A 24,810-nucleotide genomic window follows, 5' to 3' on the forward strand; every position below is an offset into this window, starting at 1 on the left:
GTTGGATGGGTGCGAAAATTCAGGTCACACTATTTTTGCCATCCCATAGCTCGCCGGATTTGAGAGCCACGCTGCAAAACCGAAATCAAGGAACCCGGTAATTCGTGAACCAAAAGCCAAGCTTCCTGCCTCGCATTAAAAAGTTAACAGGGTTATCAGCTCAAGTCAGTTCGCTAACGCACATAAAGCCACAACTTAACAAACCCGAATGAACCGGTTGCCAAGCGTTTCGGCAAACTCGATTCCTCTACATGGGCTTAGAGCGGTTTATGGTATTTATTGTTGCCTTAAAACAGGCTCCAGCTGCGCCGCTCACTTGTCGAAGTTGATTATTACGCCGAAAATAACTGCCGCCGAGGGTTCCCATGCTCCGCGTGGAAATCTGGAGAGGGATGGCGCATCCCCCGATCCGAGCCGCGGCCAATAGGACCGGATCACGGCGGCTTATCAAGTTTTTCGCGCCACGGCTTGAGTTCGGTTTATTCGGCCCGAAGCAGTTATGCGACCTTACGCTTCAGCCAACCAACTTCGCGCCGCGTCTGCAGCGGCCTGTTCGAAGTATCGGACCATCGCTTTCGTAAACGGCTTGCAGAATATCGCCATGCCGTGCTGCCACTGCCGGTCTCCGACCATCGCCAGTCGGTCTATGTCGGCAAAGTGTTCGATACCGAACTTGAAATCCTCCCACGCCGCGCTGAGTTCCCAGCCGTGAAAGTCAGTCATGTCGAACAACAGCCGCAACCTCCCGTGTTGCGAGACCAGCCGCTCGAACTCCGGCACAAAATATTGGTAATCCGCTGCAACCAGCTTGCCGCTGACCTGAACGATTAGCAACTTGCCGTGGTTTTCTTCACTAAGTTGTATGGGCATTTCGGACTCCTTTGACACAGTTCTGTTGATGACCCGCTTGACCGCCTGCAACAACCGGATTTGGCTGATAATGGATAACTTGAATTTAGCATTTAAAATATGGCTGCAAACAACTTCCCGACATTACCCCGGCGAGTGACGGCTTCCGGCGGTAAAGATTATTCACCATCCCTGAGTGAATAATCGCGCCTACACCGTCACGGTGATTGCCTTCGGCGGCCCTGGCCGTCCGCGTCACCTCGGCTTTGACCCAGCAAGGGGATCAAAGCCTTGGCTCTCGCATGACTCGACGCCGTTTCGCGATGCCTTGCAGTTTTTCTAGTCGAAAAACCGCCCGGCGCTACGGCTTCCAGGGACTACTCAACCTTCACTCGCTACCGCATCGTTTCCAAGGTTTCGCAGCGATGGAAATCAATTCCTCGCCCGGCCTGGAAGGCATTGAAAAAGCCTCTGGTAAAGACATAGCCAGCTTAATGATCGAATATATCGAAAAAAACCTGCCGATAAGAAAATAAGTCGGCTACCCGAGGCTTTTCGCTCCTCAAGTACACCGACCACCACCGATTTTTTTATTTTTCTATGGTCACAAATGCCAGTTTGGCAATACCGGCATGCTGCACGGCCGCCATGACTTCCGCGACTTTACCGTAGTTTACCGCCTCATCGGCGTATACGTGCACAGTCAATTCCGGGTTTGAGACCAATTCGTTTTGCAAGGTTGTTTCCAGCGCCGCCAAGTCGGCGATGGGGGCTTTGTTGAGGGTGACGCCGCCTTGGGCGTCGATACCGAGTTGCATGGGTTGCTTCTCGATATCCGGGGTGGTGGAAGCGGTTTTAGGAAGCGCCACGTTCACTGATTGAGTCAATAAGGGTGCTGTGACCAACAAAATAATCACCAACACCAACATGACATCCACCAACGGCGTGACGTTAATCTCGCTAACAGCTTCGTCGTCGTCTGATTGCGTTTTAAATCCCATCTAATTTACTCCTACTCCTTCGTTGTGTTTTCGCCAAAGGCGATATGTAAAAAACCGTCGACAAAATGCTCGAGAGAAGCACGATGATGTTTGGCGCGGCGTATGAAAAAGTTATAGGCCAATACTGCCGGTACTGCAACCGCGATTCCGATAGCCGTGGCAATTAATGCGTCTCCTATCGGCCCTGCTACCACGTCCAAACTGGCTGAACCGCTGGCACTAATGTCATGCATGGCGTTCATGATGCCCATTACCGTACCGAACAACCCCACAAACGGCGCGGTACTGCCGATACTGGCCAGCATGGTCAGTCCGCTTTCCATGCGCCGCTGTTCTTCCTGGGTCTGTTTGCGTAGAGCTTGCTCCAAAAGATCCTGCGGGGCGCCACGAAACTTTAGACTGGCCGCCGCCACCGGATCTTTTAACTCCTCTAACCAGGAAAAACCGCACTTGGCAATGCGTGCTTTCGGGCCCCGACGTTGCTCCACGGGCAATTGTGCCGCCGACTGCAAATCCTTGGCATCCCAAAAAGCCATGCTGTAGCGCTTGTTGTAATAATTATTTTTAGCAAATTGCCAAACCTTGAAAAATATCAAAGTCCACGTCACCAGTGAAAACACCAGCAACGTGTACAGAGTGCCATCAATGATGAAGGCAGTTTCAACATGAAAAGGCATTAAAGTCTCCTGAATTTATAGTTCTAATTACGCAATTTAAAATCAATAGGCACGATCACCGAACTGGCAACCGGTGTATCGCCGCGTTTTGCCGGAATGAAACGCCATTTTTTGACGGCCTCTATGGCCGATTCATCCAATATTTCATGGCCACTGGATTGTTCCACCGTAACGTCATCGCTCAACCCCTGTGCGGATACTTTAACCCGCAACAATACTTTACCCTGCCAACTACGGCTGCGGGCGATTGCCGGATAATGCGGTTTAGGGTTGTGCGCATAATTGGCCCGGAAATTTGCCTCCGTAAACGCCGGGGCACTATTAGCTTCCGTCGCCTTACCGGAGCTAGAGGCCGGTGCTGTATTTGTAGACTGTGTATCCTGCGGCGGCGTTGTCATTGGCTCAAATGGAGCGAAATCAGGCACTTCCTGCCGTACCACCGGCGCGGCTTTTTTTACCACCGGTTTTTTCTTGGGCTTTTTCGGCGGCGGTTGTTTTTTCTCCCGCGGCGGCGGAGGCGGTGGGGCAGCGGCGGGCTTGGGCGGCTCCGCCGCCGGTTTCGGAGCCGATATTGCTATCATGCTCACCTCCATTACCAGGGGCTCGGCCTGAACCATTGTTTCCTCTGGCTTCATCAGAACGGTTAACAACCACACATGCAACAGCAGCACCAACAACAAAAGCAGCACCCACATATCCAGTGGCCGCTCTTCACCCATTAAAGCCGACCATATGCGGCGCGCTAAAGAGCTGGTTTCCTTAACTGCGGTTGTATCGCCAGACAAAGCTGTATCGTGGTTCTGCAAAGCACCCTCGTTGCTTTATAAATGAAAATATAAATCGGTTTTTAAAAAAACCGATCAAAAAATTCTTTGCATTGTAAGGGATAACGGGCTTTGTCGTCAGCCGCAATTACTGGATTGTTTATATGGCGCAGTACAGCCTATCGGCGCATTGCAAATACATTTCGCGTTAAAAATCACAAACTGTGGCATAATTTCCACACTCATCTTGTTTTCTGCAGATACCCTATGTCCGCAAAGCCTCCGGCTCCGTCCAAAGAACAGTTCACTTATCTGGCATATTGCGCAATCGGAGTGGTTTTTGCCGACATAGGCACCAGTCCTTTATATGCTTTAAAAGAAATATTCCATGGCGGATTACCCGCCGATACCGGACATATTCTAGGTGTTTTGTCGTTGATTTTTTGGGCATTAACTCTGGTAGTGGCCACCAAATACACTACGTTCATCATGCGGGCGGATAACCAAGGCGAAGGCGGCATCATCGCTTTAATGGCGCTGGCCCTGCAAAGCTCCAAAAATCACCCAAAACGCAAACAGCTTGTCATATTGCTAGGTTTACTGGGGGCTTCCCTGTTTTACGGGGACAGCATCATTACCCCGGCCATTTCAGTGCTGAGCGCCATAGAAGGTATCAAGGTCATCGCGCCGCGTTTCGAGAATCTGGTGATTCCGCTCACCTTGATCGTGTTGGGCGCATTATTTATTCTACAAACCAAGGGCAGCCGCCAACTCAGCCATTTTTTTTCACCCATCATGGCGGTCTGGTTTACCGTGCTGGCCGTATTGGGAATAGTCAATATTATTGATTATCCCGATGTATTAATGGCCATAAGCCCGATGTATGCCTTCAAGCTTTTGCTTGAATTAGGCTGGCTGGGTTTTGTCATCATGGGCGGCGTGGTACTAGTCATCACCGGCGCGGAAACGTTGTATGCCGACATGGGCAACTTTGGCTTAAAGCCGATTCGCTTGGCCTGGTTCGCTTTTGTGTTTCCCGCCTTATTATTGAATTATTTTGGCCAGGGCGCCTTGTTGATTAATAATCCGGATGCACTGGCCAATCCGTTTTATTTAATGATGCCGGAATGGTCTCAATTTCCGATGTTGCTTCTGGCAATATTGGCCACCTGCATCACTTCGCAAGCGGTTATTACCGGCGCATTTTCAGTGACCCGTCAAGCTATCAAGTTAGGCTATTGCCCGCGGATGGATATTCAACACCTTACTCATAAGGGGCTGGGACAGCTTTATATGCCGACCGTCAACTGGCTGTTGACGGCTTCGGTAATGTTGCTGGTAATCAACTTTCAAACCTCATCCGCGCTGGCATCCGCGTACGGGATTGCGGTAACCGGCACCATGATAGTCGATACTATTCTGGCTTTTATCGTCATTCAGGCTTTATCGCGCTGGGGCAAGATAACCAACATTAGTTTTCTGTCCTTATTTTTATTGATCGATCTGATGTTCCTGGCTTCAAATAGCCTGAAAATTCAGACTGGCGGTTGGCTGCCGCTGGCGGTTGCCAGCTTGCTTTTCGTCATCATGACCACCTGGATCAGAGGCAAGGAAATGCTGGCAAAGTATCTGGAAGAACGGCGGGTTTTGTTCGAGGAGTTACAGGAACAAATCAAATCCCGTCCGTTGGCGACCGTGCCTGGCACGGCTATTTACATGGCCCGCAGCCTGCATGGCGTGCCGCAAGTGCTATTGCATAACTTGGAGCATAACCATGTCATGCATTCAAAAATAGTGGTGTTAACCATTGTCACCAAGGAAGAACCCTATGTCGATGAGGCTCATAGAGTAAAAATTCGTTCTTTTGGCGATACCGGCAACTTCTTCCGGGTGAAATTGTATTTCGGCTTTCAGGAAGAGCAGGATGTACGCCGAGCGCTGCAATTATGTTGTCACGAAGGCCTGGACGTCGATCAAAAAACAGTCTCGTTTTTCATTGGCAGCGAGCGCTTGATCTTCCGGCGTAAAAACCCCATGCCGACCTGGCAACGGTCATTGTTCCGCTTTTTAACCCATAACAGCGCCAGCCCCATTGCGTTTTTCAAGATCCCCGTCGACCGGGTGATTGAGCTCGGCATCCGTGTCGAACTATAAAGTGCCTTAATTGGCTTCGCAGCTTACCCAAAATCGCTTTTAGCGTGTTGATACGCCGTATCGTATCATCGCCGGCCTCCGTCATGGCTTTGATGCCGGTCAAAGCCGCCGGCTTGCCTACTACCGCCGCGATTGCTGCTACCTTCGCCCCTGCCACCGCTTCTTTGTCCGTAATTGTTGGCATGCGGGACGTTTCGCGATAAGGCATCGCGATTGCTGTAACTTCCCCGACTTTGCATCTCGGCAGCCCTGGGATGATGCGCCCCTACCGGGTTACGCTCGGCCCGCCATCTATCTTGGCTATGCCTGTTCGCGTCGTGCCGATTCTGCCCCCTATCCCAATTATAATGTTGCGTGCCACGGCCATAGTCATGCCGTGGGCTACTGTATCGGTAGGAATAGCTGGGAACCGTGCTTTGCTGATAATACGCCGACGCAGGATAGCCGGAATAACTCTGCACGCCGTACCCACTGCCATAGCCGCTGCTGTAACCGGAATAACCTCGATGATAGGTGGGATAACAGCCGGTCAGTACCAACATACTGAGCATCGCAATGATGGATAAGCTTTTCATGATGACCTCTTGGCAGACAGACTGCCCTTCATATTAGGTTGAGTATAACTTACCGAACATTGCTTAATTTCGACTTAACGAGCGCCTATCACGCAAAAATGTTCCGGTTCGGCAATCACCGGATTCAGCAATTCACCAATGCCTTCGATTTCAATCCGCACGGTCTGGCCGGGTTTTAAATAGCCGCGCGGCTTCATTTTTACCCCTACCCCGGCCGGCGTGCCGGTACTGATCACATCGCCCGGCTCCAGTGTCATGGCTTGGGTTAAATAGGCAATCATTTCGTAGCAATTAAACAGCATCTCGCCGGTGTTGGCATTTTGGCGCAATTCATCATCCACCCAGGTTTTTAAACTCAAATTATGCGGATCGGCGATTTCATCGGCGGTCACCAGCCAGGGTCCCATCGGTCCGTGGGTATCGAATGACTTACCCAAGGTCCAGGTCGGCGTGTGTTGCTGCCAATCACGCACAGTGACATCGTTGCAAATAGTAAAACCGGCGATTACTTCATGAGCTTTATCGGTCGGCACATGCCGGCAACGTGTGCCGATCACAAATCCCAGCTCACCTTCGTAATCGACTTTTTCCGATACGCTAGGGCAGTGGATTGCGGCTCCATTGCCGATTACACAGGTACTCTGCTTGGTAAAAAAGGTCGGATAGTCCGGTTTGTCCCGGCCGGTTTCGCTAATATGATCGGCATAGTTCAAACCGATCCCCAAAAATTTACCCGGCCTGGGAACCGGTGCCAATAGTTGCACATCCGCCAAATTAAGACGATGTTGGCCGGACGCAATCAAATTCTGCATGGCTGCCATGCCGGCCCGCTCGGAAGCCAAAAATGCCAGCATATTTTCGGCATGCCTGATATGGCCGGTAGCAATCACCACACTGTCGTCCACTACGGCACCGATTTGCGCTTGCCGGTTATGCATCAAAGTAACCAGTTTCATTATGCCTGCCTGTTCATAGTACAAAGGAAGGATTTTATAACGAAGCCGAATTTGACGAAAAAAGATATAATCCAACCACGTTTATAACCGATGCTTTCAAAGCAAATTGGCGATTTGCCTGCTCCCTAGACAGCTACCCCAACATAACAGCATGACACCCGCGCAATTTACCGACTACGCCCAGCAGGGCTACAACCGCATCCCAGTCTGCCGCGAAGTGCTGGCCGACTTGGACACACCGCTCAGTGCCTATCTGAAATTGGCGGATGGCCCTTATTCATATTTATTCGAATCGGTACACGGCGGCGAGCAGTGGGGGCGTTATTCCATCATCGGTTTACCTTGTAAAACCCGGGTCAAAATCAGCGGCAATACTATTTCGCTGGAACAGGACGGCTCGGATACCCAGAGATTCGAACACGCCCAGCCGCTGGCATGGATAGAAGAATTCCGTCAGCAATACCAAGTGCCCGATATCGAAGGCTTGCCGCGTTTCAACGGCGGGCTGGTCGGCTATTTCGGCTACGAAACCATCGGTTATATAGAGCCGCGTTTAAAGCCGACCGGCAAACCGGATCCGATCGGCACGCCGGATATCTTGTTAATGGTCTCGCAAGACTTGCTGGTATTCGACAACCTGTCCGGCAAAATGCTGCTGCTGACCCACGCCGACCCGGCGCAAGACAATGCCTACCATAACGCCACAGCCAGACTGGACAGGCTGGTGGCAAAACTGCGCGAACCCCATGCGCATCCGCAGCCGCCTTCGTCGGTCAAGCAGGTGCACGAAAATGACTTTGTCTCCGGCTTTACCCAACAGGGCTATGAGGACGCGGTGCGCAAAGCCAAACAATACATCACCGACGGCGACGTCATGCAGGTGGTGCTGTCGCAGCGCATGTCCATTCCATTCAGTGCTTCGCCGCTGGACTTGTATCGCGCTTTGCGCTGTCTGAACCCGTCGCCGTACATGTATTATTTAAATCTGCAAGATTTTCATATCGTCGGATCCTCGCCGGAAATTCTGGTCAGATTGGAGGACGACGAAGTCACGGTCAGGCCCATTGCCGGCACCCGCCCGCGCGGCGCCACTCACGAGCAGGATCAGGCACTGGAACGGGAACTGCTGGCCGACCCCAAGGAACTCGCCGAACATTTAATGTTGATCGACCTGGGCCGCAACGATGCCGGTCGGGTGGCCAAAATCGGCAGCGTCAAATTGACCGATAAAATGATCATCGAGCGTTATTCGCATGTGATGCATATCGTCTCCAACGTCACCGGACAGCTGCAGGACGGCAAGAATGCCTTCGATGTGCTGGCGGCAACCTTCCCGGCCGGTACCGTCAGCGGCGCACCGAAGATTCGTGCCATGGAAATTATCGACGAACTGGAGCCGGTCAAGCGCGGTATTTATTCCGGTGCGGTGGGTTATATTTCCTGGTCCGGCAATCTGGATACCGCGATTGCGATTCGCACTGCGGTGATTAAAGATCAAACCCTGCACATTCAAGCCGGGGCCGGCATCGTATACGATTCCGTGCCGCGTAACGAATGGGACGAAACTATGAATAAAGGTAGAGCGGTATTTCGCGCCGTCAGCATGGCCGAAGCCGGCCTGGGAGGAAAAGCATGAGCGCCGTTAAACTGGTAATGGTCGATAATTACGATTCGTTTACCTATAACCTGGTGCAATATTTCGGCGAACTGGGTGCCGATGTCACGGTAGTGCGCAATGACGAAGTCAGCGTCGCAGACATCGCCACGCTGCAGCCGGATAAAATCGTTATTTCTCCCGGCCCTTGCACTCCCAAGGAAGCCGGCATCTCGGTCGAAACCATCCGCGCTTACGCCGGTAAAATCCCGCTATTGGGGGTTTGCCTGGGCCATCAAAGCATAGGCTACGCATTCGGCGGCAACATCATCCACGCCAAACAGATCATGCACGGCAAGGTCTCGCAGGTTTATCACAACGACGTCGGCGTTTTCAAAGGCCTGAATAATCCTTTCACCGCCACCCGCTACCATTCGCTGGTGATAGAACAAACCAGTTTGCCGGATTGCCTGGAAATCACCGCCTGGACCCAAGACGAAGCCGGCAATATCGACGAAATCATGGGTGTGCGGCATAAAACCCTGGACATCGAAGGTGTGCAATTCCACCCGGAGTCGATTTTGACCGAACATGGACATGACATGTTGCGGAATTTTTTGCAGCGGTAATCCGTAACCTTTAGGAAACACTATGCAATCAAGGATAACTCAACCGGCTATCCTCAATTTCCTGTAACAAGACTGCACCAATACGTTCCCTTGGAGACCCCCAATGAACTATGAAGAGATGCTTGAAGAAGCCTACGCCGAAGCCCAAGCCGGTTTCGACGAAGGCGGTGTCCCCGTTGGCGCGGCCTTGTTCGATGCCGGCGGCAATTTGCTGGGCCGCGGCCGTAACCGACGGGTTCAAGACGACGATCCTTCGGTGCATGGTGAGACCGACGCCTTCCGTAAGGCCGGCCGTCAGACTAATTACCGTGACAAGATTCTGGTAACGACACTGGCGCCCTGCTGGTATTGCTCTGGTTTGATCCGGCAATTCAACATCGGCACCGTGGTGGTGGGCGAATCGGCAAACTTCGAAGGCCATCTGGACTGGTTGCGCGAAGCCGGCGTCAATATCATCGAGTTACACGATGAAAAATGCACGGCACTGATGCGACGGTTTATCGAAACATCACCGCAAATCTGGTTTGAAGACATAGGCGAATGCCATCACTGATCATTCCGTCCTCCACACCAAACTCGCAAGGTAAAACACCCAATTGGGTTTACTCCGCCGGGGCCTAATCCCATATTATTATCAATACTATGAGTATTTCAGACAAATCCGTGGCCATCATAGGCGCGGGTCCGGCCGGGCTGATGGCAGCCGAAGTTTTGGTTACGGCTGGCGCCAATGTAGACGTCTATGATGCCATGCCGTCGGCGGGGCGCAAATTTTTAATGGCCGGCAAGGGCGGCATGAATATCACCCACGCCGAGGCTTTCGAACAATTTTTAACCCGTTACGCAGGCCATCGCCGCGACCTTGAACCGAGTTTGCGCGATTTTAACCCCGAATCCCTGCGCGCCTGGGTTAAAGATTTGGGCATAGAAACCTTTGTGGGTAGTTCCGGTCGGGTCTTTCCTTGCGAAATGAAAGCAGCGCCCTTGTTACGCGCCTGGCTGCATAGACTGCGGGAGGCCGGCGTACGCTTTCATATGCGCCATCGCTGGCAGGGCTGGTCTAGCGGCGGCGAATTGAGCTTTATGAATAATACAGGTGAATTGTCGATCAAAACGGAAGCTGCGGTTCTGGCTTTGGGCGGCGGCAGCTGGCCGCAACTGGGTTCTACCGGCAGCTGGCAAACATTGTTAGCGCAGCGCGATATAGAAGTTGTGCCTTTAAAACCGGCCAATTGCGGTTTTGAAATCGCTTGGAGCGAGTATTTTCGGCAGCGATTCGCCGGCCAGCCATTAAAGTCGGTCCGTTTAACTTTTACCAATGCCCACGGAGCAACATTCAGCCAAACCGGTGAGCTGATGCTGACCGACTACGGCCTGGAAGGTGGGCTGATTTACGCCTGTTCAGCGCTGTTACGGGGTGAAATTGTCGCGGCCGGTTCAGCTAACATCTTATTGGACCTGTGTCCCGATAGAGATATTCGCAACATTAGCGCCCGATTGTCTATGCCGCGCGGTAAGACCTCCGTGGCAAATCATCTGCGCAAGCGCTTAAACTTGGAAGGCGCCAAATCGGCTTTGCTGCGCGAAGTGCTCTCGGCAACGCAGCTGCAGCATTTGCAAAAACTGGCCGGCACCTTAAAGGCGTTGCCGCTAACGCTGTCAGCCACCCGCCCGTTAGCCGAAGCGATCAGTAGTGCGGGCGGTGTTGGCTTTAAGGCGTTGGATTCGCATTTAATGCTACACCAGATACCGGGAACATTCTGTGCCGGCGAAATGCTGGACTGGGAAGCGCCCACGGGCGGTTATTTGCTGACCGCCTGCCTGGCAACCGGTCGAACAGCCGGGTTGGGCGCTTTGCGTTGGTTGCAGCAAAATTAATCACGATACCGTTACCGACACTTGGGATATTTGTGCTTAAAACAGTCGCGAACGTGCTTTAAAAATAGGCTTCTGCTACCCTTGTTACTATCATTTCCATAAGATTGCCTTTTCCGACAGTTAGCTATGTTGTTATTGCCCAAACGCTATACAGCTACCTTAATGCTTTTGCTGCATACTTTTGCCGTGCCGGCACTGTGTGCTGAAAGTTCACGCAACGATATTGAGTCCGCCAGCGATTTGTTGCCTTTAAGCTGGGAGGAGCTGACAGAGCTGGACGTCTCCAGCCTATCCCGACAAACCCAATCGGTGAAAGATAGCCCGGCGGCGGCATTTGTGATTACTTCCGAAGATATTCGCCGCGCCGGCGTCACCAGTCTGCCGGAAGTGTTGCGCATGGTGCCTGGCATGGATGTGGCAAAAATTAATGCCTGGAACTGGGCGGTAAGCGCGCGAGGCTTCAATGATTTGTACGCCAATAAATTACAGGTGATGATAGATGGCCGCAGCATTTACGATCCGTTGGTGAGCGGCGTGTATTGGGGTCAGCAAAATCCTTCTCTGCAGGATATCGAGCGCATCGAAGTGCTACGCGGCCCCAGCGGCAGTTTGTGGGGCGCCAATGCAGTGAACGGCACCATCAACATCATCACCCGCTCGGCCAAGGATACCCAAGGCGGTTTATTGTATGGCGGAGGCGGCACGGAAGAACAGGGTTTTGGCGGCATCCGTTATGGTGGGAAACTGGACGATTCAACGTTCCTGCGCGGTACCATCAACGGCATTCAGCGCGATGCCAGCACCGACTTGTCCGGTAATCGGGACACCCATGATTACGGCAATGCCCAGAATGGCAATTTTCGTTTGGACAGCCAACTGACCGAACACGATCAGTTGATGGTGGAAGGTAATGTTTCCCGGTACCGGCTGCATGGCTACTTTATCGGCATTTCATCGCCCACCCCGCCGCTATGGCGGCAGGATGATTTCGGCAGAGACGGCTTCACCGGCAGTTTGCAAGGCAGCTGGAAGCATCACACCGATAGCGGTCATTATTCCGACTTGAACCTGTCGTATACCCAGACCGACTGGCAATTGGCCATGAATGAAATGAGCCGCTCTCATTTGGTCTTGGATTTTCACCACAGCCTGCCGGAATACGACAGCCACCATCTGATGTGGGGGCTTAATTATCAAATAATCAACGATAACTTTAACAACAGCTTGACCTTGGGATTTGAACCCGACCAGTTTACTCAACACAATATCGGTCTGTTTTTACAAGATCAAATTGATTTAAGCGATGATTTGATCCTAACGCTGGGAAACCGTATAGAGCACTTTACTTTTACAGGCTGGGAAACCGAACCCAATGCCCGTTTAATGTGGACGCCAAATAAACAACACAGTCTATGGGCCGCCATTTCCCGGGCCGTGGTATTGCCCAACCGGGCACAGCACAGCATACGGCTGTTCAAACCCATTCCCGGCTCCAGCACTTTTTTCGAAGCCGCGGCGAATCCACAAATGCTGACCGAAAATCTGTTGGCTTACGAATTGGGCTGGCGTTGGCAAATCGCCAACAATCTGGATATCGATACCGCCCTGTTTTACAACATTTACGACCGTATGCAAGGAACTAAATTTGACGGCAACGTGCGGACCGATCCAAATTTCGGCTCGATACTGGAAGCCACGGTGGGTAATTATCGGCAAGTCAAAAGCTACGGTCTGGAAACAGCCTTAAATTACCGGGTAAACCACGACTGGCGCCTGCAGGCGTCCTATAGCGCCAACCGGTTTCATGTCGATTACGATCCGAATATTGCCTGGTTCCGCGACCCACAAACCGAACCTCATTCCAATCCGCAACAGACTTTATCGTTGCGTTCGCTATTCAATCTAACCAATGAAATCGAGCTGGATCTGTGGGGCCGTTATGTGGACAAAATCACGGTGGATACGGTCAGCAATATTCCGGCTTATTTCACCATGGACGTCCGCTTGGGTTGGCACCCGCATAAAGACTTGGAATTGTCATTCAGCGGCCAAAATTTACTCGACAACCAGCATCCGGAATTTAGCGACATTTTGTATATTCCAGTCGCCAGTCAAATTCAGCGAGGTTATCTGGCGCAAGTATCCTGGCGATTTTGAGACAACCGGGTGCTTAAAGTTTTTCTCAAGTCTTTGCTTTTCTGCTTGGGTGTTTGCCTGAGCGTCTACGGCTATGCCAATGACGGCCAGCCCATAAGTCGCGAATACCAATTAAAAACCGCCTATCTTTTTCATTTTGCCGAACTGGCGGAATGGCCCCATTCGACTCCCGTCACCATATGTCTGCAAGGTAATAACCCCATTCGTGCCTATTTGCCCATCTTGAACGGTCAACAGATAGATAATAAAGCCGTGCGCGTCAAATTGGGAACCCCTATCGCTATTGAGGAATGCCAGATTGTATTTTTTAGTGAATTGAACGCGCTTTCCAAACCGGTTCTTGAGCAAGCCCGAAAATATCACGTGTTATTAGTCAGCGATGCGGAGGAGTTTGCCGAAAAAGGCGGCATGATTCAATTTACCCTGCGCGATAACAAGTTAAAACTGGTGGTGAATTTAACTGCCGTAAAACTGGCCGGCTTAAAACTGAGTTCAAAACTGTTGCGCATGGCGGAAATACTAGAATGAAGACCTGTAATCCAACCCGCATATCCATCACCCGTAAGCTGGCCAAGATCCTACTGATCATGGCCGCGTTGACATTGCTGGTGGCGACTCTGACCCTTTCAATTCGCGAATACAATGCGTTACAGGACAGCATCGGCAAAAAACTGACGCTAACCGCCGACATCTTGGGGCAAAATTGCAGCGTGGCGCTGTTATTCGATGACGAAAAGACCGCCAAGGAAATCCTCGGTGCCTTGAACCACGATCCTGACATCATTGATGCGGTAATTCAAACCCGCACAAATGCGGTATTTGTCGGCTATTCAAGACCCGCTTCAAACTGGCAAGGTTTCTGGCCGGATTTCATCCCTAAAACCAGGCAAATCAACCGGCTGATTTTTCACAATAATGAAAATCTGGTCGGGCAAATTACGCTAACGGCGGACTTAAACCGCCCTTACTTGGCCTTGCTGCGCAATACCGCCGTCAATGCCAGCATCGTCTTTATCGCTGTCGGCATTTCGGGACTGTTTGTATTTCGGTTGCAGCGGTCTTTATTACGACCCATTCTGGTCCTGGCCGATACTGCACGCTGGATTGCCGAGCATAACGATTATAGCCTCCGATCCAACTACACCGGAAACGATGAAATCAACGATCTGTCGGATGCTTTTAACAGCATGTTGGCACAAATACAGCGAAATGAAGCAGACCTGGAACAAGAAGTACTAAACCGTACCCAGGAACTTGAAATGGCCAAGTTGGAAGCCGAATCCGCCAACCAGGCCAAAAGTGCCTTTTTAGCCAATATGAGCCACGAAATTCGCACGCCGATGAATGCCATTGTAGGCCTGGTTGAATTATGTCTGAACAGCCAATTGACGGCCAAACAACGGGAATATTTGCAGCGCGTCGAAACGGCTTCCCGTTCATTGATGAGCATAATCGACGACATTCTGGATTTTTCCAAAATGGAAGCCGGCAAAATGCACTTGGAACATATTCCCTTTTTGCTGGAGGAGATGCTCGATCAAGTTTTTGCCACTATGACTCAATTAGCCACCCGTAAAGGTCTGGCTCTTAATTATTCACACGCCGGCCAATACCATGCCGTGATAGGCGATCCGCAACGTTTGCGGCAGGTTTTAATCAACCTGATCGGTAATGCCATCAAATTTACCGATCAAGGTGAAATTCATATCACGGTCACCGAATTAAGCCGCGATAGCGAACAAGTTTGTTTAGAATTTTGTGTTAGCGATACCGGTATCGGCATCAGCCCGACGCAACAAAGGCATTTATTTCAAGCTTTTTCGCAAGCCGACAACAGTGTCACCCGCAGTTATGGTGGAACAGGATTAGGTTTGGTGATTTCCAAACAACTGGTCGAACAAATGGGTGGCGCTATCCGTCTTAACAGCCAACAAGGCAAAGGTTCGAGTTTTATTTTTACGGTGCTATTGGGGGTAACTGAAATGCCGATTCCCACTCGAAATCAGGCAGATCCTTTGGACAACGCGGCGTTTCAAAAGCTGCGGGGTACGCGAATTCTGCTGGTTGAGGACAATGAAATAAACCGTATCGTAGCCAAGGAAATATTGGAAAAAATGGGGATCAGCGTGGATTTAGCGGAACACGGTGCGGAAGCCCTGGGCAAACTGGAATTAAACAACTACGACGGCATATTAATGGACGTACAAATGCCGGTGATGGATGGCTACCAAGCGACCCGCCGCTTGAAGGATATTGTCGCTCTCAAAAATCTACCGGTGATAGCGATGACCGCCAACGCCATGCAGGAAGACCGGCAAAAATGTCTGCAGGCCGGCATGGTGGACTACATCAGTAAACCCATCCTGCCGCTGACGCTTTATCAAATATTGTCAAAATGGGTCAAACCCAACCGGTCCTTGTAGGAGTTTTGCAAAAAATCCCCACAGGCTATTTGCCTTGTTCGGTGACAATCACACCTATGCCGTTTTTTTGTAGCAGGGCTTTGATGGTGGACACGCTGGACGGGTTATCGTAAGGGCCAATCTTGACCCGATGCCAAATCACACTGCCGACCTTGGCTTTCTCCACCCAAGATTCGATACCCAGTAACGCCAGCCTGGCTTTATGCCGCTCGGCATCCGCGGCTTCACGAAATGATCCCGCCTGCATAACGTATTTTGCCAGTTTGGTTTTACCTACCAGCTCTTCCCGCACCCGGGTTTGAATTTCGTAATCCGGCACCACCGTTTCCGCCTGGGGCAAGATGGTATAAAAATCATAGCGAGGTTCCTCCGGTTGCACCGGCTCCGGCTCGATCGGCTTTTCTGGCGCTACAATCGGCGAATTTTTTGGCTGTACCTGAATTTCCTGCTTAATGACCGCTGCCTCGGGCTGGCTGACTTCGGCTTCCGGTTTACCGGCTATCAGCTCGGCTACCATGCTGCGCACCATATTCAAAAACACCACAAATGCCACAATCAACGCGGCCACTAATAGCCAGCGCCACCACATCGATGGCGGCTTTTTGTTCCGTGTACGGCTAGAGCCGTAACTGGGATTCTGCACACGGTGTTTATAGTCTCTGGCCATTACATCGATTCTGGAGTGTGGATTTTCAGTAGGTTCAGAGCGTTGGCCAATACTTGTTTGATTGCGCAAATCAAATTCAGGCGCGCGTTACAAAGCTTGTCATCATCCACCAGGAATTGATGGGCGTTGTAATAGGAGTGAAACTGGTTGGCCAACTCCCGCAGGTAGTGGATCAATTGGTGCGGTTCATATTGTACAGCGGCTCTTTCCAACACCTCGGAATATTTGGATAAGGTGGTCAGCAAAGCCGTTTCCTGATCTTCAGTCAGCAAATTCAAATGTTCCATGCCCAAATGCAGATTACGTTCGCGGCCTTTTTCGTCCAATTGGCGCAACACGCTACACACCCTGGCATGAGCGTATTGCACGTAATAAACCGGGTTTTCGTTGCTTCTGGACGTCGCCAGTTTCAAATCGAAATCCATATGTTGCTCGGATTTTCGCATTACATAAAAAAACCGGCAGGCATCCCGGCCCACTTCGCTGCGCAATTGGCGCAATGTGACGAATTCTCCGGAACGGGTGGACATCTGCACTTTTTCTGTACCGCGATACAACACGGCGAACTGCACCAATAAAACTTTCAACTTGGATTCGTCGGCACCCAACGCCTGCATGGCTGCTTTAACCCGCGGGATATAGCCGTGATGATCGGCACCCCAGATATTGACGATTTGATCGAAGCCGCGATCCAGCTTGTTCATGTGATAAGCAATATCGGAAGCAAAATAAGTGCTTTGCCCATTGTCCCGAATCACTACCCGATCTTTTTCATCGCCCAAGCGGCTGGAAGCAAACCAAGTGGCGCCGTCCTGTTTATACAAATACCCTGCCGCATCGAGGCGTTGCAATGCTTGTTGGATGGAGCCATTGTCCATCAACAAACGTTCGGAGAACCAGTGTTGATAACTAACGCCGAACGCCTGTAAGTCGTCTTTGATGTCCGCCAAAATATCGTCCAGACCGGCCCTAAATACGTCTTGATATTGTGCCGGACCCAACAAGGTTTTGGCCCGTTCGATCAAGGCATCGATATGTTTTTCCTTATCGCCGCCTTGATGTTCATCGGCGGGTATATCTTCCAATACCAGCTCAACTGGGCGGCGATATTCGTTTCCGGATTTTTTGTGCAGGTTAAAGGCAATTTCCCGTACATATTCGCCTCGATAACCATTGCAGGGAAAAGGCAATACTTCGCCGCATTCTTCCAGATACCGCAGCCAGACACTGGTGGCCAGAATATCCATCTGCCGACCGGCATCGTTGACATAATACTCACGCTCTACTTCAAAACCCACCGCTTGCAACAGGTCGGCAACGGCCGAACCGTAAGCCGCACCGCGACCGTGCCCGACGTGTAGCGGACCGGTTGGGTTGGCGGAGACAAATTCCACTTGTACCTTTTTACCGGCGCCGATGGTACTCAAGCCAAACTCAGGTCCCGCAGCGTGGATTTGTTTGACAATTTGAAACTGGCTATCGGGATTGATGAAAAAATTGATGAAGCCCGGCCCGGCAATTTCAATTTTGCTGATCAGCTTGTCAGCAGGAATTTCAGCTATGATTTTTTCCGCCAATTGGCGAGGGTTGGTTTTGGCCGGCTTGGCCAACAGCATGGCTAAATTGGTCGCAAAATCGCCATGTTGACTATCGCGGGCGCGCTCCAAATTGATTGGCGCGACCAGTTCTCCATCAAGAACACCTTGCGTTTTCAGGGCTGCCACAGCTTGTTGCAAGAGGTATTCGAGCTTATGTTTCATTATTTGGGTAAAAAAGTGGCTAAAAAATGCTCATTATTATCTATCAAAAACCCCTTAATAGCTACCAGACCGGCCAGGGGCCAAGCCAAACCGGTATTTTAATACCGCTCTCCGAACAAGGCGGTGCCTATCCTGACCATGGTGGCGCCTTCCATGATGGCGGCTTTTAAATCGCCACTCATACCAAAGGAAAAACTATCCAGCTCGGGTCTGTTAAGCTGTTGCACGGCTTGATATAACCGCCGGTAAGGCTGGCGCTGCTTAGGGTAATTGGTTTCCGGTTCCGGTATCGCCATCACGCCACGTAAGCGCAAGCGAGGCAAGCTGCTCGCCGCTTCGACCAAGCCCGGAAGCTCGGCAAGACTAACGCCCGATTTACTGGTTTCTTCACTGATATTGACCTGCAGACAAATATTCAACGGTGGCAGATGCTCAGGCCTTTGTTCGCTAAGACGCTGGGCAACCTTTAACCTATCCACACTATGAACCCAATCAAAATGACAGGCTATGAGTTTGGTTTTGTTGGATTGAATAGGCCCGATGAAATGCCAGGTTATATTAAAGGCCGCCAATTGTTGTTGCTTCTGCAGGGCTTCCTGTAAATAGTTTTCCGCAAAATGCCGCTGCCCCAACCGATACAAGATTGCAATATCCGAGGCCGGTTTGGTTTTGCTAACAGCCAGTAATTGCACGCAGCCGCGCGGCCGCCCGGCGATACCGACGGCATGGCGTATTTGGCTGCCTACCTGTTGAAAACGATCCGAGATATTTTCCATCACTTACCGTTCCCGCCGTTTTCCGACAAAAAAACGGGAAAACAGTAAACCAGATTCAAACAGCAACCACATCGGCACGGCCAATAGCGTTTGCGACAGCGCATCCGGGGGAGTCAGAAACATGGCAACCACAAACACGCCCACTATCACATAGGGGCGTTTTTCGGCCAGGCTTTCCGGCGTTGTAATACCGGCCCAAACCAACACGATAGTGAAAATCGGTATTTCAAATGACACGCCGAAGGCAAAAAATAACGCCAAAATAAAATCCAGATAGGTGGCGATATCCGTCATCACCGCCACCCCAACCGGAGCCGCGGATGTTAAATAACCAAACACCAATGGAAATACCACAAAATAAGCAAACGCCGCCCCCGCATAAAATAACAGCGTGCTTGCCAATAATAACGGCAATGCCATCAATTTTTCGTGGCGATATAAACCCGGCGCGATAAAACCCCAAAATTGAAACAAAATATAAGGCACGCTAGCGAACACGGCCACCACAAAAGCCAATTTGATGGGCGTGAAAAACGGCGAGGCTACATCGATGGCGATCATGGTGCTGTTTTTCGGCATATGTTTCAGCAAGGGCTCCGCCACATATTGATAGATCTCATTGGCATACAATGCAGTGCCGATAAATACCAATAATACGCATAACACCACCCGCAACAACCGGTCGCGTAATTCGATCAAATGGCTGATAAAAGGCTGCTCGCCCATTTGCTCAGGCTGATTGGTCATGGTTTGGACTGGTTTCGTCGCCGATTTTTATATTGTTGATATCGTCCACTGCTGTTTCAGTTTCGCTGGCGATTTGCTGTAACTCATCAGCAATGGACTCCTGCTGATTCAGAAGTTGCCGCATTTCCTCGGCATGCAGTTCCTGTTTAATTTCCGCCTTGACGTTGGCGATAGTGCTGCGAGTCTTGCCCAGCCAATACCCCGCTATGCGCGCCGCTTTTGGCAAGCGTTCCGGGCCTATCACCAACAGGGCGATCAAGCCGACCATGACTATTTCCGAAAAACCGACATCAAACATGGCGGCTTATGCCTGATCTTTTTCAGTTTGTTTTTCGGTTATTTCCCCTTCCAGGGCTTCTTCGTCTGTTTCCGCCAATGTCTTCTTATCTTCGCCACCCTCTTTCATGGCACTACGAAATCCTTTAATGGCATCCCCCAAATCGCCACCAACGTTTTTCAGGCGTTTGGTACCAAATACTAAGATGACGATAACCAGTATGATTAACAATTGAGTCATGCTAATACCCATATCCTACCCCTTGCTTTTGTATATATTGTTAAATTATGAAGAACGGCGTTGCGCCTTTTCCTCTAAACCGGATAAACCAAAACGCCGTTGCAATTCGTTGATGACCAGTTCGGGTCCCAAACCTTGATCCGCCAGCATCACCATACAGTGAAACCACAAATCGGCTGTTTCATAAATTATTTTCTCTTTATCACCGTCTTTTGCCGCAATCACAGTCTCCGTGGCTTCTTCGCCGATTTTTTTTAGGATATGATCCAAACCCTTGGCGTACAAACTGGCCACATAGGATTGATCCGCGGACTGTTGTTTACGTTGTTCCAAAACTTCGGCCAACTGTTGTAAAACATCATTCATAAATTGATACTCTTGAATCTATAGCTCAAAAATCATAGCACGTTGCGTAGCAACGCCTAAATGACAGGCAAAAAAAAACCTCTCAATGCTTGCGCAAAGAGAGGTAAAAAACCAAGCAGAGTGCTATGAGGAGGTTCCGCTTGAATTACAACACCAGGAGGTAGTTACAAATTCTGTAGAGATTAACCGTTGATATGTGCCTTATTGACCATATTGCTAAAAATGGCGCTAGTTGCAAAAAATACGGTTGATATAACAAATAAACCGGAGAAAAAGCTCAAAAGACCTGAAATAAACAGAGAACCAATCAGGATATCTTTGCTTAAGTTGTTCATTTAGTTTTAGTTCCTCTTAAAAATTAAAGTGTGTCTTGACAAAGCCGTTTTGCTTTGCTCATCAGTTGCTGCGTACTATACAGTATAAAAAAATGTTTACAATTAGGCGTTTATAAAATAAATTGTATACATCTAAGAAACAATAAAAATGTCAAATATTTTTTGCTAATTCCACCCAATTACTGAGCCGCTTATGGATAAATTAACAAGTATGAACGTGTTCGTTCGAGTCGCCAAAGCAGGTAGTTTTGCTGGCGCCGCCAAGGATCTGGACATTTCCAGGGCCATGGCCACAAAACACATCATGCAGCTTGAAAGCGAGCTCAACACACGCTTATTTAATCGTACGACCCGCAGCTTAAGCTTGACTGAAGCGGGGGAGGAATATCTGGAACGTTGTCAGCAGGTACTACTGGACGTGCAGGAAATGGAATCCGCAGTTACCAAACTGCAAACCGAACCGCGCGGGGTATTGAAAATTTGCGCCCCTCCGGTAATTGGCGCCACGCATATTGCTCCCGGACTCACCGAATATTTGAAAAGCTACCCTGATTTATCGGTGGAAATGGTTTTGAAGGGCGGCCAAGTGGATTTGATCGACGAAGGTGTCGACATTGCTATCTACCTGGGCCAGCTCAACGACACCAGTTTAGTAGCGCGCAAGCTGGCCAGCTCATCGTTAGTGGTATGCGCGTCGCCGGATTACCTTAAAGCGCACGGCGCACCGCAAGACCCCGAGGATCTGGAAGACCATAGCTGCTTGATCAATTGGGCGATTCCACCCCGTAATAAATGGCGATTCAAAGGCATATTGGGGGATAGAACCGTGACGGTAACCGGGCGTATGCAGGCCAATATGGCCGATCCCATCCGCAATGCGGCGGTTAACGGTTTGGGGCTGATTATGCTGCCGCGCTATATCGTCGGCCGCGATATAGAATTAGGCCGTCTACAAGTAGTTATGGAACAGTATGCGATCAGTCCGCTGGCCATTTATGCCGTGTATCCGCACCGTAAGTACTTGTCCGCCAAAGTGCGCTCGTTTCTGGATTTCATCCAGGGCTGGCTTCCGCATCGAATAGGTATGGATCCACCGTGAACGCACTGCAAAGCAAATGGGACAACATTTATGCGGATTGTCGCCAAGCGTCCAATGCCTCGGAGGTGTTATCGAATCATCGCTACCTGTTACCCGCACAAGGCAATGCGCTGGATTTAGCCTGCGGTATGGGCGGCAACGCCCTGCTGTTGGCCGAGCGGGGTTTAAAGGTTGATGCATGGGATATATCGCCGGTTGCACTGTCCGGTTTACGCAGTCAGGCCGAACAAAGGCGGTTACCAATAACAACCCGACAGGTATTTATTAACCCCGACAATCTCCCTCGGGGCAATTATGATGTGATTGTCATCAGTCGTTTTCTTGACCGTTCCCTGTGTAATGCGATAATGGCGGCTTTAAAAACCGAAGGCCTGCTGTTTTATCAAACATTTACCCGCGACAAACTTGATCAACAAGGCCCCAGCAATCCTGATTATTTACTGGATTGTAATGAACTGCTCCAATTATTCTCTCCATTAACTCTGGTCTTTTATCAAGAAGATGCCCGCATCGGCGACCGGCGACATGGCAATAGAAACGAAGCCTGCTACATCGGACAAAAATTAAAACCGGTATAAAACATGATTGAAAATCTCGACCCCAAACAAGCCTGGGATGTATTACTTAATAACGCCTCGGCGGTGCTGATCGACGTTAGAACCGCCATCGAACATAGCTTCGTCGGCCATCCGCCCAAAGCCATTCATGTGGCCTGGAAAGAATTTCCCGGCATGCAACTGAATAACGGATTTGTCGAACAAGTCCGACCGCACGCGCCCGATAAAAGCACCCCGGTTTTATTGCTGTGCCGAAGTGGTGTGCGTTCGGTGGATGCGGCCAAAGCTCTGGAAGCCGATGGCTATCAACACCTTATCAATATTCTGGAGGGCTTTGAAGGCCCTCTGGATGAACACCAACATCGCAACACTGTCGGCGGCTGGCGTTTCCATGGTCTACCCTGGCAACAAAGCTAATTTTTTTATATTTTGCTGGATTGATTAATTGCTATCCGGCCCATTCTTTCCTTCAAAATCCCAAGTAAATCCTGTGATAGAAAAACTCAGAAATATCGCGATCATCGCTCACGTCGACCACGGCAAAACCACATTAGTCGATCAACTCTTACAACAATCCGGTACCTTCGACGCCCACACCAAAGTCGACGAACGCGTCATGGACTCCAACGCCCTGGAAAAAGAGCGGGGCATTACCATTTTGGCCAAAAATACCGCGATAGACTGGAACGGCTATCACATCAACATTGTAGACACCCCCGGCCACGCCGACTTCGGCGGTGAGGTTGAGCGTGTGTTGTCCATGGTCGATTCGGTTTTATTACTAGTCGATGCCGTTGACGGCCCGATGCCGCAGACGCGTTTCGTCACCAAAAAGGCTTTTGCTTTAGGTTTAAAACCCATTGTGGTTATCAATAAAGTGGACCGTCCCGGCGCTCGCCCTGATTGGGTCGTCGATCAAACTTTCGATTTATTCGATAACTTAGGCGCAACCGACGAGCAATTGGATTTCCCGATTGTGTATGCCTCTGCGTTAAATGGTTTTGCGGGATTGGAAGCCGATGTATCGAGTGGCGATATGACACCACTTTTTCAAACTATTGTTGATAAAGTCGCGCAGCCACCAGTAGATATTGATGCACCCTTCCAAATGCAGGTTATCAGCTTGGACTACAACTCTTATGTCGGCGTTATCGGTATCGGTCGTATTCAGCACGGCAAAGTGACACGTAATATGCCGCTAACCATCGTGGATAATGAAGGTAAAGTCCGCAACGGTCGCATGCTGAAACTCTATGGTTTCCATGGCTTAGAGCGGATTGAAGTGGAAACCGCGCAAGCAGGCGACATTATTGCTTTCTGCGGCATAGAAAATCTAAAGATTTCGGAGACATTATGCGATCCCAACAATGTTGTTGCACTCCCCGCATTATCGGTCGATGAGCCGACTGTGAGCATGACGTTCCAAGTCAATAATTCACCGTTTGCAGGCAGAGAAGGTAAATTCATTACCACCCGTCAAATTTTTGATCGTTTGCAAAAAGAATTGCAACACAATGTAGCCTTACGTGTTGAAACAACCGATGATCCGGATAAATTCAAAGTCTCCGGCCGCGGCGAATTGCATTTATCGGTCCTGATAGAGAATATGCGCCGCGAAGGTTTCGAGCTTGGCGTATCGCGTCCGCAAGTAATTATCAAGGAAATTGATGGTGTTAAATCGGAGCCGTATGAAAATGTAACGATTGAAGTGGAAGAACAACATCAAGGCACTATCATGGAAAAATTAGGTGACCGTAAAGGTGATCTAAAAGACATGGTTCCGGATGGTAAAGGCCGTATCCGCTTGGAATATATCGTGCCTTCTCGCGGCTTATTGGGCTTCCAAACTGAATTCTTAACGGCTACTTCCGGATCGGGTTTGTTTTATCACGTATTCGATCATTATGGCCCGGTAAAAGAAGGTGCCGTGGGTAATCGAGTTCGCGGTGTTTTGATCTCGATGTCTAAAGGTAAAGCAGTGGATTATTCTTTATATCCACTACAAGCTCGCGGTGAGTTATTAGTAGTTAATGGCGATGAAATCTACGAAGGTCAATTAGTCGGCATCCATTCACGTAATAATGATTTAGTGGTTAACCCAACCAAACCAAAACCATTGACGAATGTTCGCGCTTCAGGCACTGACGATAGTTTGACCTGCGCCAAGATTCAAAAAATGACTTTAGAACAAGCGTTAGAGTTTATTAGCGATGATGAGTTGGTCGAAGTCACACCCAAGTCGATTCGCCTGCGTAAAATCTTATTGACTGAAAACGAAAGAAAACGCGCATCCAGATAGGCCGATTACACTATTCGGCGATCCGTTCCC

Annotated in this window: 26 protein-coding genes and 1 pseudogene; 13 read left to right on the plus strand and 14 right to left on the minus strand. The window is 50.1% G+C overall.

The annotated features are described in order from the left end of the window. Positions 1-507 precede the first annotated feature (507 nt). On the minus strand, positions 508-870 hold the full coding sequence (locus tag M0R33_RS02855) for an STAS/SEC14 domain-containing protein (protein ID WP_292564767.1): 363 nt from the start codon (positions 868-870) through the stop codon (positions 508-510). A gap of 404 nt (positions 871-1,274) precedes the next feature. Between M0R33_RS02855 and M0R33_RS02860 the strand changes: the two are divergent. After that, positions 1,275-1,385, plus strand: a pseudogene (locus M0R33_RS02860) (30S ribosomal protein S6--L-glutamate ligase); the annotation flags it as partial. Between the two features lie 54 nt (positions 1,386-1,439). Here M0R33_RS02860 and M0R33_RS02865 read toward each other — a convergent pair. Genes M0R33_RS02865 through M0R33_RS02875 form a run of 3 tightly spaced genes read right to left on the minus strand, consistent with a single transcriptional unit; the run spans position 1,440 to position 3,312 of the window. Continuing rightward, a complete protein-coding gene (locus tag M0R33_RS02865; protein WP_292564770.1) occupies positions 1,440-1,850 on the minus strand; it encodes a biopolymer transporter ExbD in 411 nt (136 codons plus the stop codon). Positions 1,851-1,861: 11 nt separating this feature from the next. Further along, positions 1,862-2,527 (minus strand): MotA/TolQ/ExbB proton channel family protein, encoded by a 666-nt coding sequence (locus M0R33_RS02870; protein ID WP_292564771.1) that lies wholly within the window; start codon positions 2,525-2,527, stop codon positions 1,862-1,864. 23 nt (positions 2,528-2,550) lie between these two features. Continuing rightward, entirely contained in the window at positions 2,551-3,312 is a 762-nt protein-coding gene (locus tag M0R33_RS02875; protein ID WP_292564774.1) for an energy transducer TonB, read from the minus strand. A 246-nt stretch (positions 3,313-3,558) separates the two neighbouring features. Here M0R33_RS02875 and M0R33_RS02880 point away from each other — a divergent pair, with 246 nt between their 5' ends. Further along, complete coding sequence (locus M0R33_RS02880) at positions 3,559-5,445, plus strand: potassium transporter Kup (RefSeq protein WP_292564776.1); 1,887 nt, start codon at positions 3,559-3,561, stop codon at positions 5,443-5,445. Positions 5,446-5,510: 65 nt separating this feature from the next. Here the strand turns inward: M0R33_RS02880 and M0R33_RS02885 are convergent, their stop codons facing one another. Together M0R33_RS02885 and M0R33_RS02890 are read right to left on the minus strand one after the other, a co-directional pair. Further along, positions 5,511-6,020, minus strand: a complete 510-nt coding sequence (locus M0R33_RS02885; RefSeq protein ID WP_292564778.1) for a hypothetical protein — start codon at positions 6,018-6,020, stop codon at positions 5,511-5,513. Between the two features lie 74 nt (positions 6,021-6,094). After that, complete coding sequence (locus tag M0R33_RS02890; protein ID WP_292564781.1) at positions 6,095-6,976, minus strand: fumarylacetoacetate hydrolase family protein; 882 nt, start codon at positions 6,974-6,976, stop codon at positions 6,095-6,097. A gap of 151 nt (positions 6,977-7,127) precedes the next feature. Here M0R33_RS02890 and trpE point away from each other — a divergent pair, with 151 nt between their 5' ends. From trpE to M0R33_RS02925, 7 genes are all read left to right on the plus strand, one after another. Then, positions 7,128-8,612, plus strand: coding sequence for an anthranilate synthase component I (trpE, locus tag M0R33_RS02895; protein ID WP_292564784.1), 1,485 nt, complete (start codon positions 7,128-7,130; stop codon positions 8,610-8,612). Further along, positions 8,609-9,199 carry an aminodeoxychorismate/anthranilate synthase component II gene (locus tag M0R33_RS02900; protein ID WP_292564787.1) on the plus strand — a complete coding sequence of 197 codons (591 nt, stop codon included), beginning with the start codon at positions 8,609-8,611 and terminating at the stop codon, positions 9,197-9,199. The genes trpE and M0R33_RS02900 overlap by 4 nt, the downstream gene beginning before the upstream one ends. 103 nt (positions 9,200-9,302) lie before the next feature. Further along, positions 9,303-9,752 carry a nucleoside deaminase gene (locus M0R33_RS02905; RefSeq protein WP_292564790.1) on the plus strand — a complete coding sequence of 150 codons (450 nt, stop codon included), beginning with the start codon at positions 9,303-9,305 and terminating at the stop codon, positions 9,750-9,752. Positions 9,753-9,841: 89 nt separating this feature from the next. Next, complete coding sequence (locus M0R33_RS02910; RefSeq protein WP_292564793.1) at positions 9,842-11,077, plus strand: TIGR03862 family flavoprotein; 1,236 nt, start codon at positions 9,842-9,844, stop codon at positions 11,075-11,077. Between the two features lie 162 nt (positions 11,078-11,239). Continuing rightward, positions 11,240-13,234 carry a TonB-dependent receptor gene (locus tag M0R33_RS02915; RefSeq protein WP_292564796.1) on the plus strand — a complete coding sequence of 665 codons (1,995 nt, stop codon included), beginning with the start codon at positions 11,240-11,242 and terminating at the stop codon, positions 13,232-13,234. Between the two features lie 9 nt (positions 13,235-13,243). After that, a complete protein-coding gene (locus M0R33_RS02920) occupies positions 13,244-13,762 on the plus strand; it encodes a YfiR family protein (protein ID WP_292564798.1) in 519 nt (172 codons plus the stop codon). Then, on the plus strand, positions 13,759-15,657 hold the full coding sequence (locus tag M0R33_RS02925; protein ID WP_292564800.1) for an ATP-binding protein: 1,899 nt from the start codon (positions 13,759-13,761) through the stop codon (positions 15,655-15,657). Before M0R33_RS02920 ends, M0R33_RS02925 begins: the two co-directional genes overlap by 4 nt. A 25-nt stretch (positions 15,658-15,682) precedes the next feature. Here M0R33_RS02925 and M0R33_RS02930 read toward each other — a convergent pair whose 3' ends face one another. From M0R33_RS02930 to M0R33_RS02965, 8 genes are all read right to left on the minus strand, one after another. Next, positions 15,683-16,324, minus strand: a complete 642-nt coding sequence (locus M0R33_RS02930; RefSeq protein WP_292564803.1) for an SPOR domain-containing protein — start codon at positions 16,322-16,324, stop codon at positions 15,683-15,685. Next, the gene (gene argS / locus M0R33_RS02935) at positions 16,324-18,084 is read right to left on the minus strand and encodes an arginine--tRNA ligase (RefSeq protein ID WP_292564805.1); all 1,761 of its coding nucleotides are present in this window, start codon (positions 18,082-18,084) and stop codon (positions 16,324-16,326) included. Before argS ends, M0R33_RS02930 begins: the two co-directional genes overlap by 1 nt. A gap of 98 nt (positions 18,085-18,182) precedes the next feature. Continuing rightward, entirely contained in the window at positions 18,183-18,860 is a 678-nt protein-coding gene (locus tag M0R33_RS02940) for a YggS family pyridoxal phosphate-dependent enzyme (RefSeq protein ID WP_292564808.1), read from the minus strand. A 3-nt stretch (positions 18,861-18,863) separates the two neighbouring features. After that, positions 18,864-19,607, minus strand: a complete 744-nt coding sequence (gene tatC / locus M0R33_RS02945) for a twin-arginine translocase subunit TatC (RefSeq protein ID WP_292564811.1) — start codon at positions 19,605-19,607, stop codon at positions 18,864-18,866. Next, the gene (gene tatB / locus M0R33_RS02950) at positions 19,591-19,905 is read right to left on the minus strand and encodes a Sec-independent protein translocase protein TatB (RefSeq protein ID WP_292564814.1); all 315 of its coding nucleotides are present in this window, start codon (positions 19,903-19,905) and stop codon (positions 19,591-19,593) included. Before tatB ends, tatC begins: the two co-directional genes overlap by 17 nt. A gap of 6 nt (positions 19,906-19,911) precedes the next feature. Beyond that, on the minus strand, positions 19,912-20,136 hold the full coding sequence (gene tatA / locus M0R33_RS02955) for a twin-arginine translocase TatA/TatE family subunit (RefSeq protein ID WP_292564816.1): 225 nt from the start codon (positions 20,134-20,136) through the stop codon (positions 19,912-19,914). A gap of 33 nt (positions 20,137-20,169) precedes the next feature. Continuing rightward, a complete protein-coding gene (locus tag M0R33_RS02960; protein WP_292564819.1) occupies positions 20,170-20,490 on the minus strand; it encodes a phosphoribosyl-ATP diphosphatase in 321 nt (106 codons plus the stop codon). A 182-nt stretch (positions 20,491-20,672) separates the two neighbouring features. Continuing rightward, on the minus strand, positions 20,673-20,825 hold the full coding sequence (locus tag M0R33_RS02965) for a hypothetical protein (RefSeq protein ID WP_292564822.1): 153 nt from the start codon (positions 20,823-20,825) through the stop codon (positions 20,673-20,675). A 193-nt stretch (positions 20,826-21,018) separates the two neighbouring features. On the opposite strand from M0R33_RS02965, the gene M0R33_RS02970 reads away from it, so the two are divergent. From M0R33_RS02970 to typA, 4 genes are all read left to right on the plus strand, one after another. Further along, positions 21,019-21,924: a LysR family transcriptional regulator gene (locus tag M0R33_RS02970; protein ID WP_292564825.1), complete on the plus strand. Its 906-nt coding sequence runs from the start codon at positions 21,019-21,021 to the stop codon at positions 21,922-21,924. After that, positions 21,921-22,502, plus strand: a complete 582-nt coding sequence (locus M0R33_RS02975) for a methyltransferase domain-containing protein (RefSeq protein WP_292564827.1) — start codon at positions 21,921-21,923, stop codon at positions 22,500-22,502. Before M0R33_RS02970 ends, M0R33_RS02975 begins: the two co-directional genes overlap by 4 nt. A gap of 3 nt (positions 22,503-22,505) precedes the next feature. Beyond that, entirely contained in the window at positions 22,506-22,898 is a 393-nt protein-coding gene (locus M0R33_RS02980) for a rhodanese-like domain-containing protein (protein ID WP_292564829.1), read from the plus strand. A gap of 73 nt (positions 22,899-22,971) precedes the next feature. Further along, on the plus strand, positions 22,972-24,780 hold the full coding sequence (gene typA / locus M0R33_RS02985; protein ID WP_292564832.1) for a translational GTPase TypA: 1,809 nt from the start codon (positions 22,972-22,974) through the stop codon (positions 24,778-24,780). The last annotated feature ends 30 nt before the right edge of the window (positions 24,781-24,810 follow it).

The sequence above is a fragment of the Methylomonas sp. genome, assembly GCF_023228165.1.
Lineage (GTDB): Bacteria > Pseudomonadota > Gammaproteobacteria > Methylococcales > Methylomonadaceae > Methylomonas.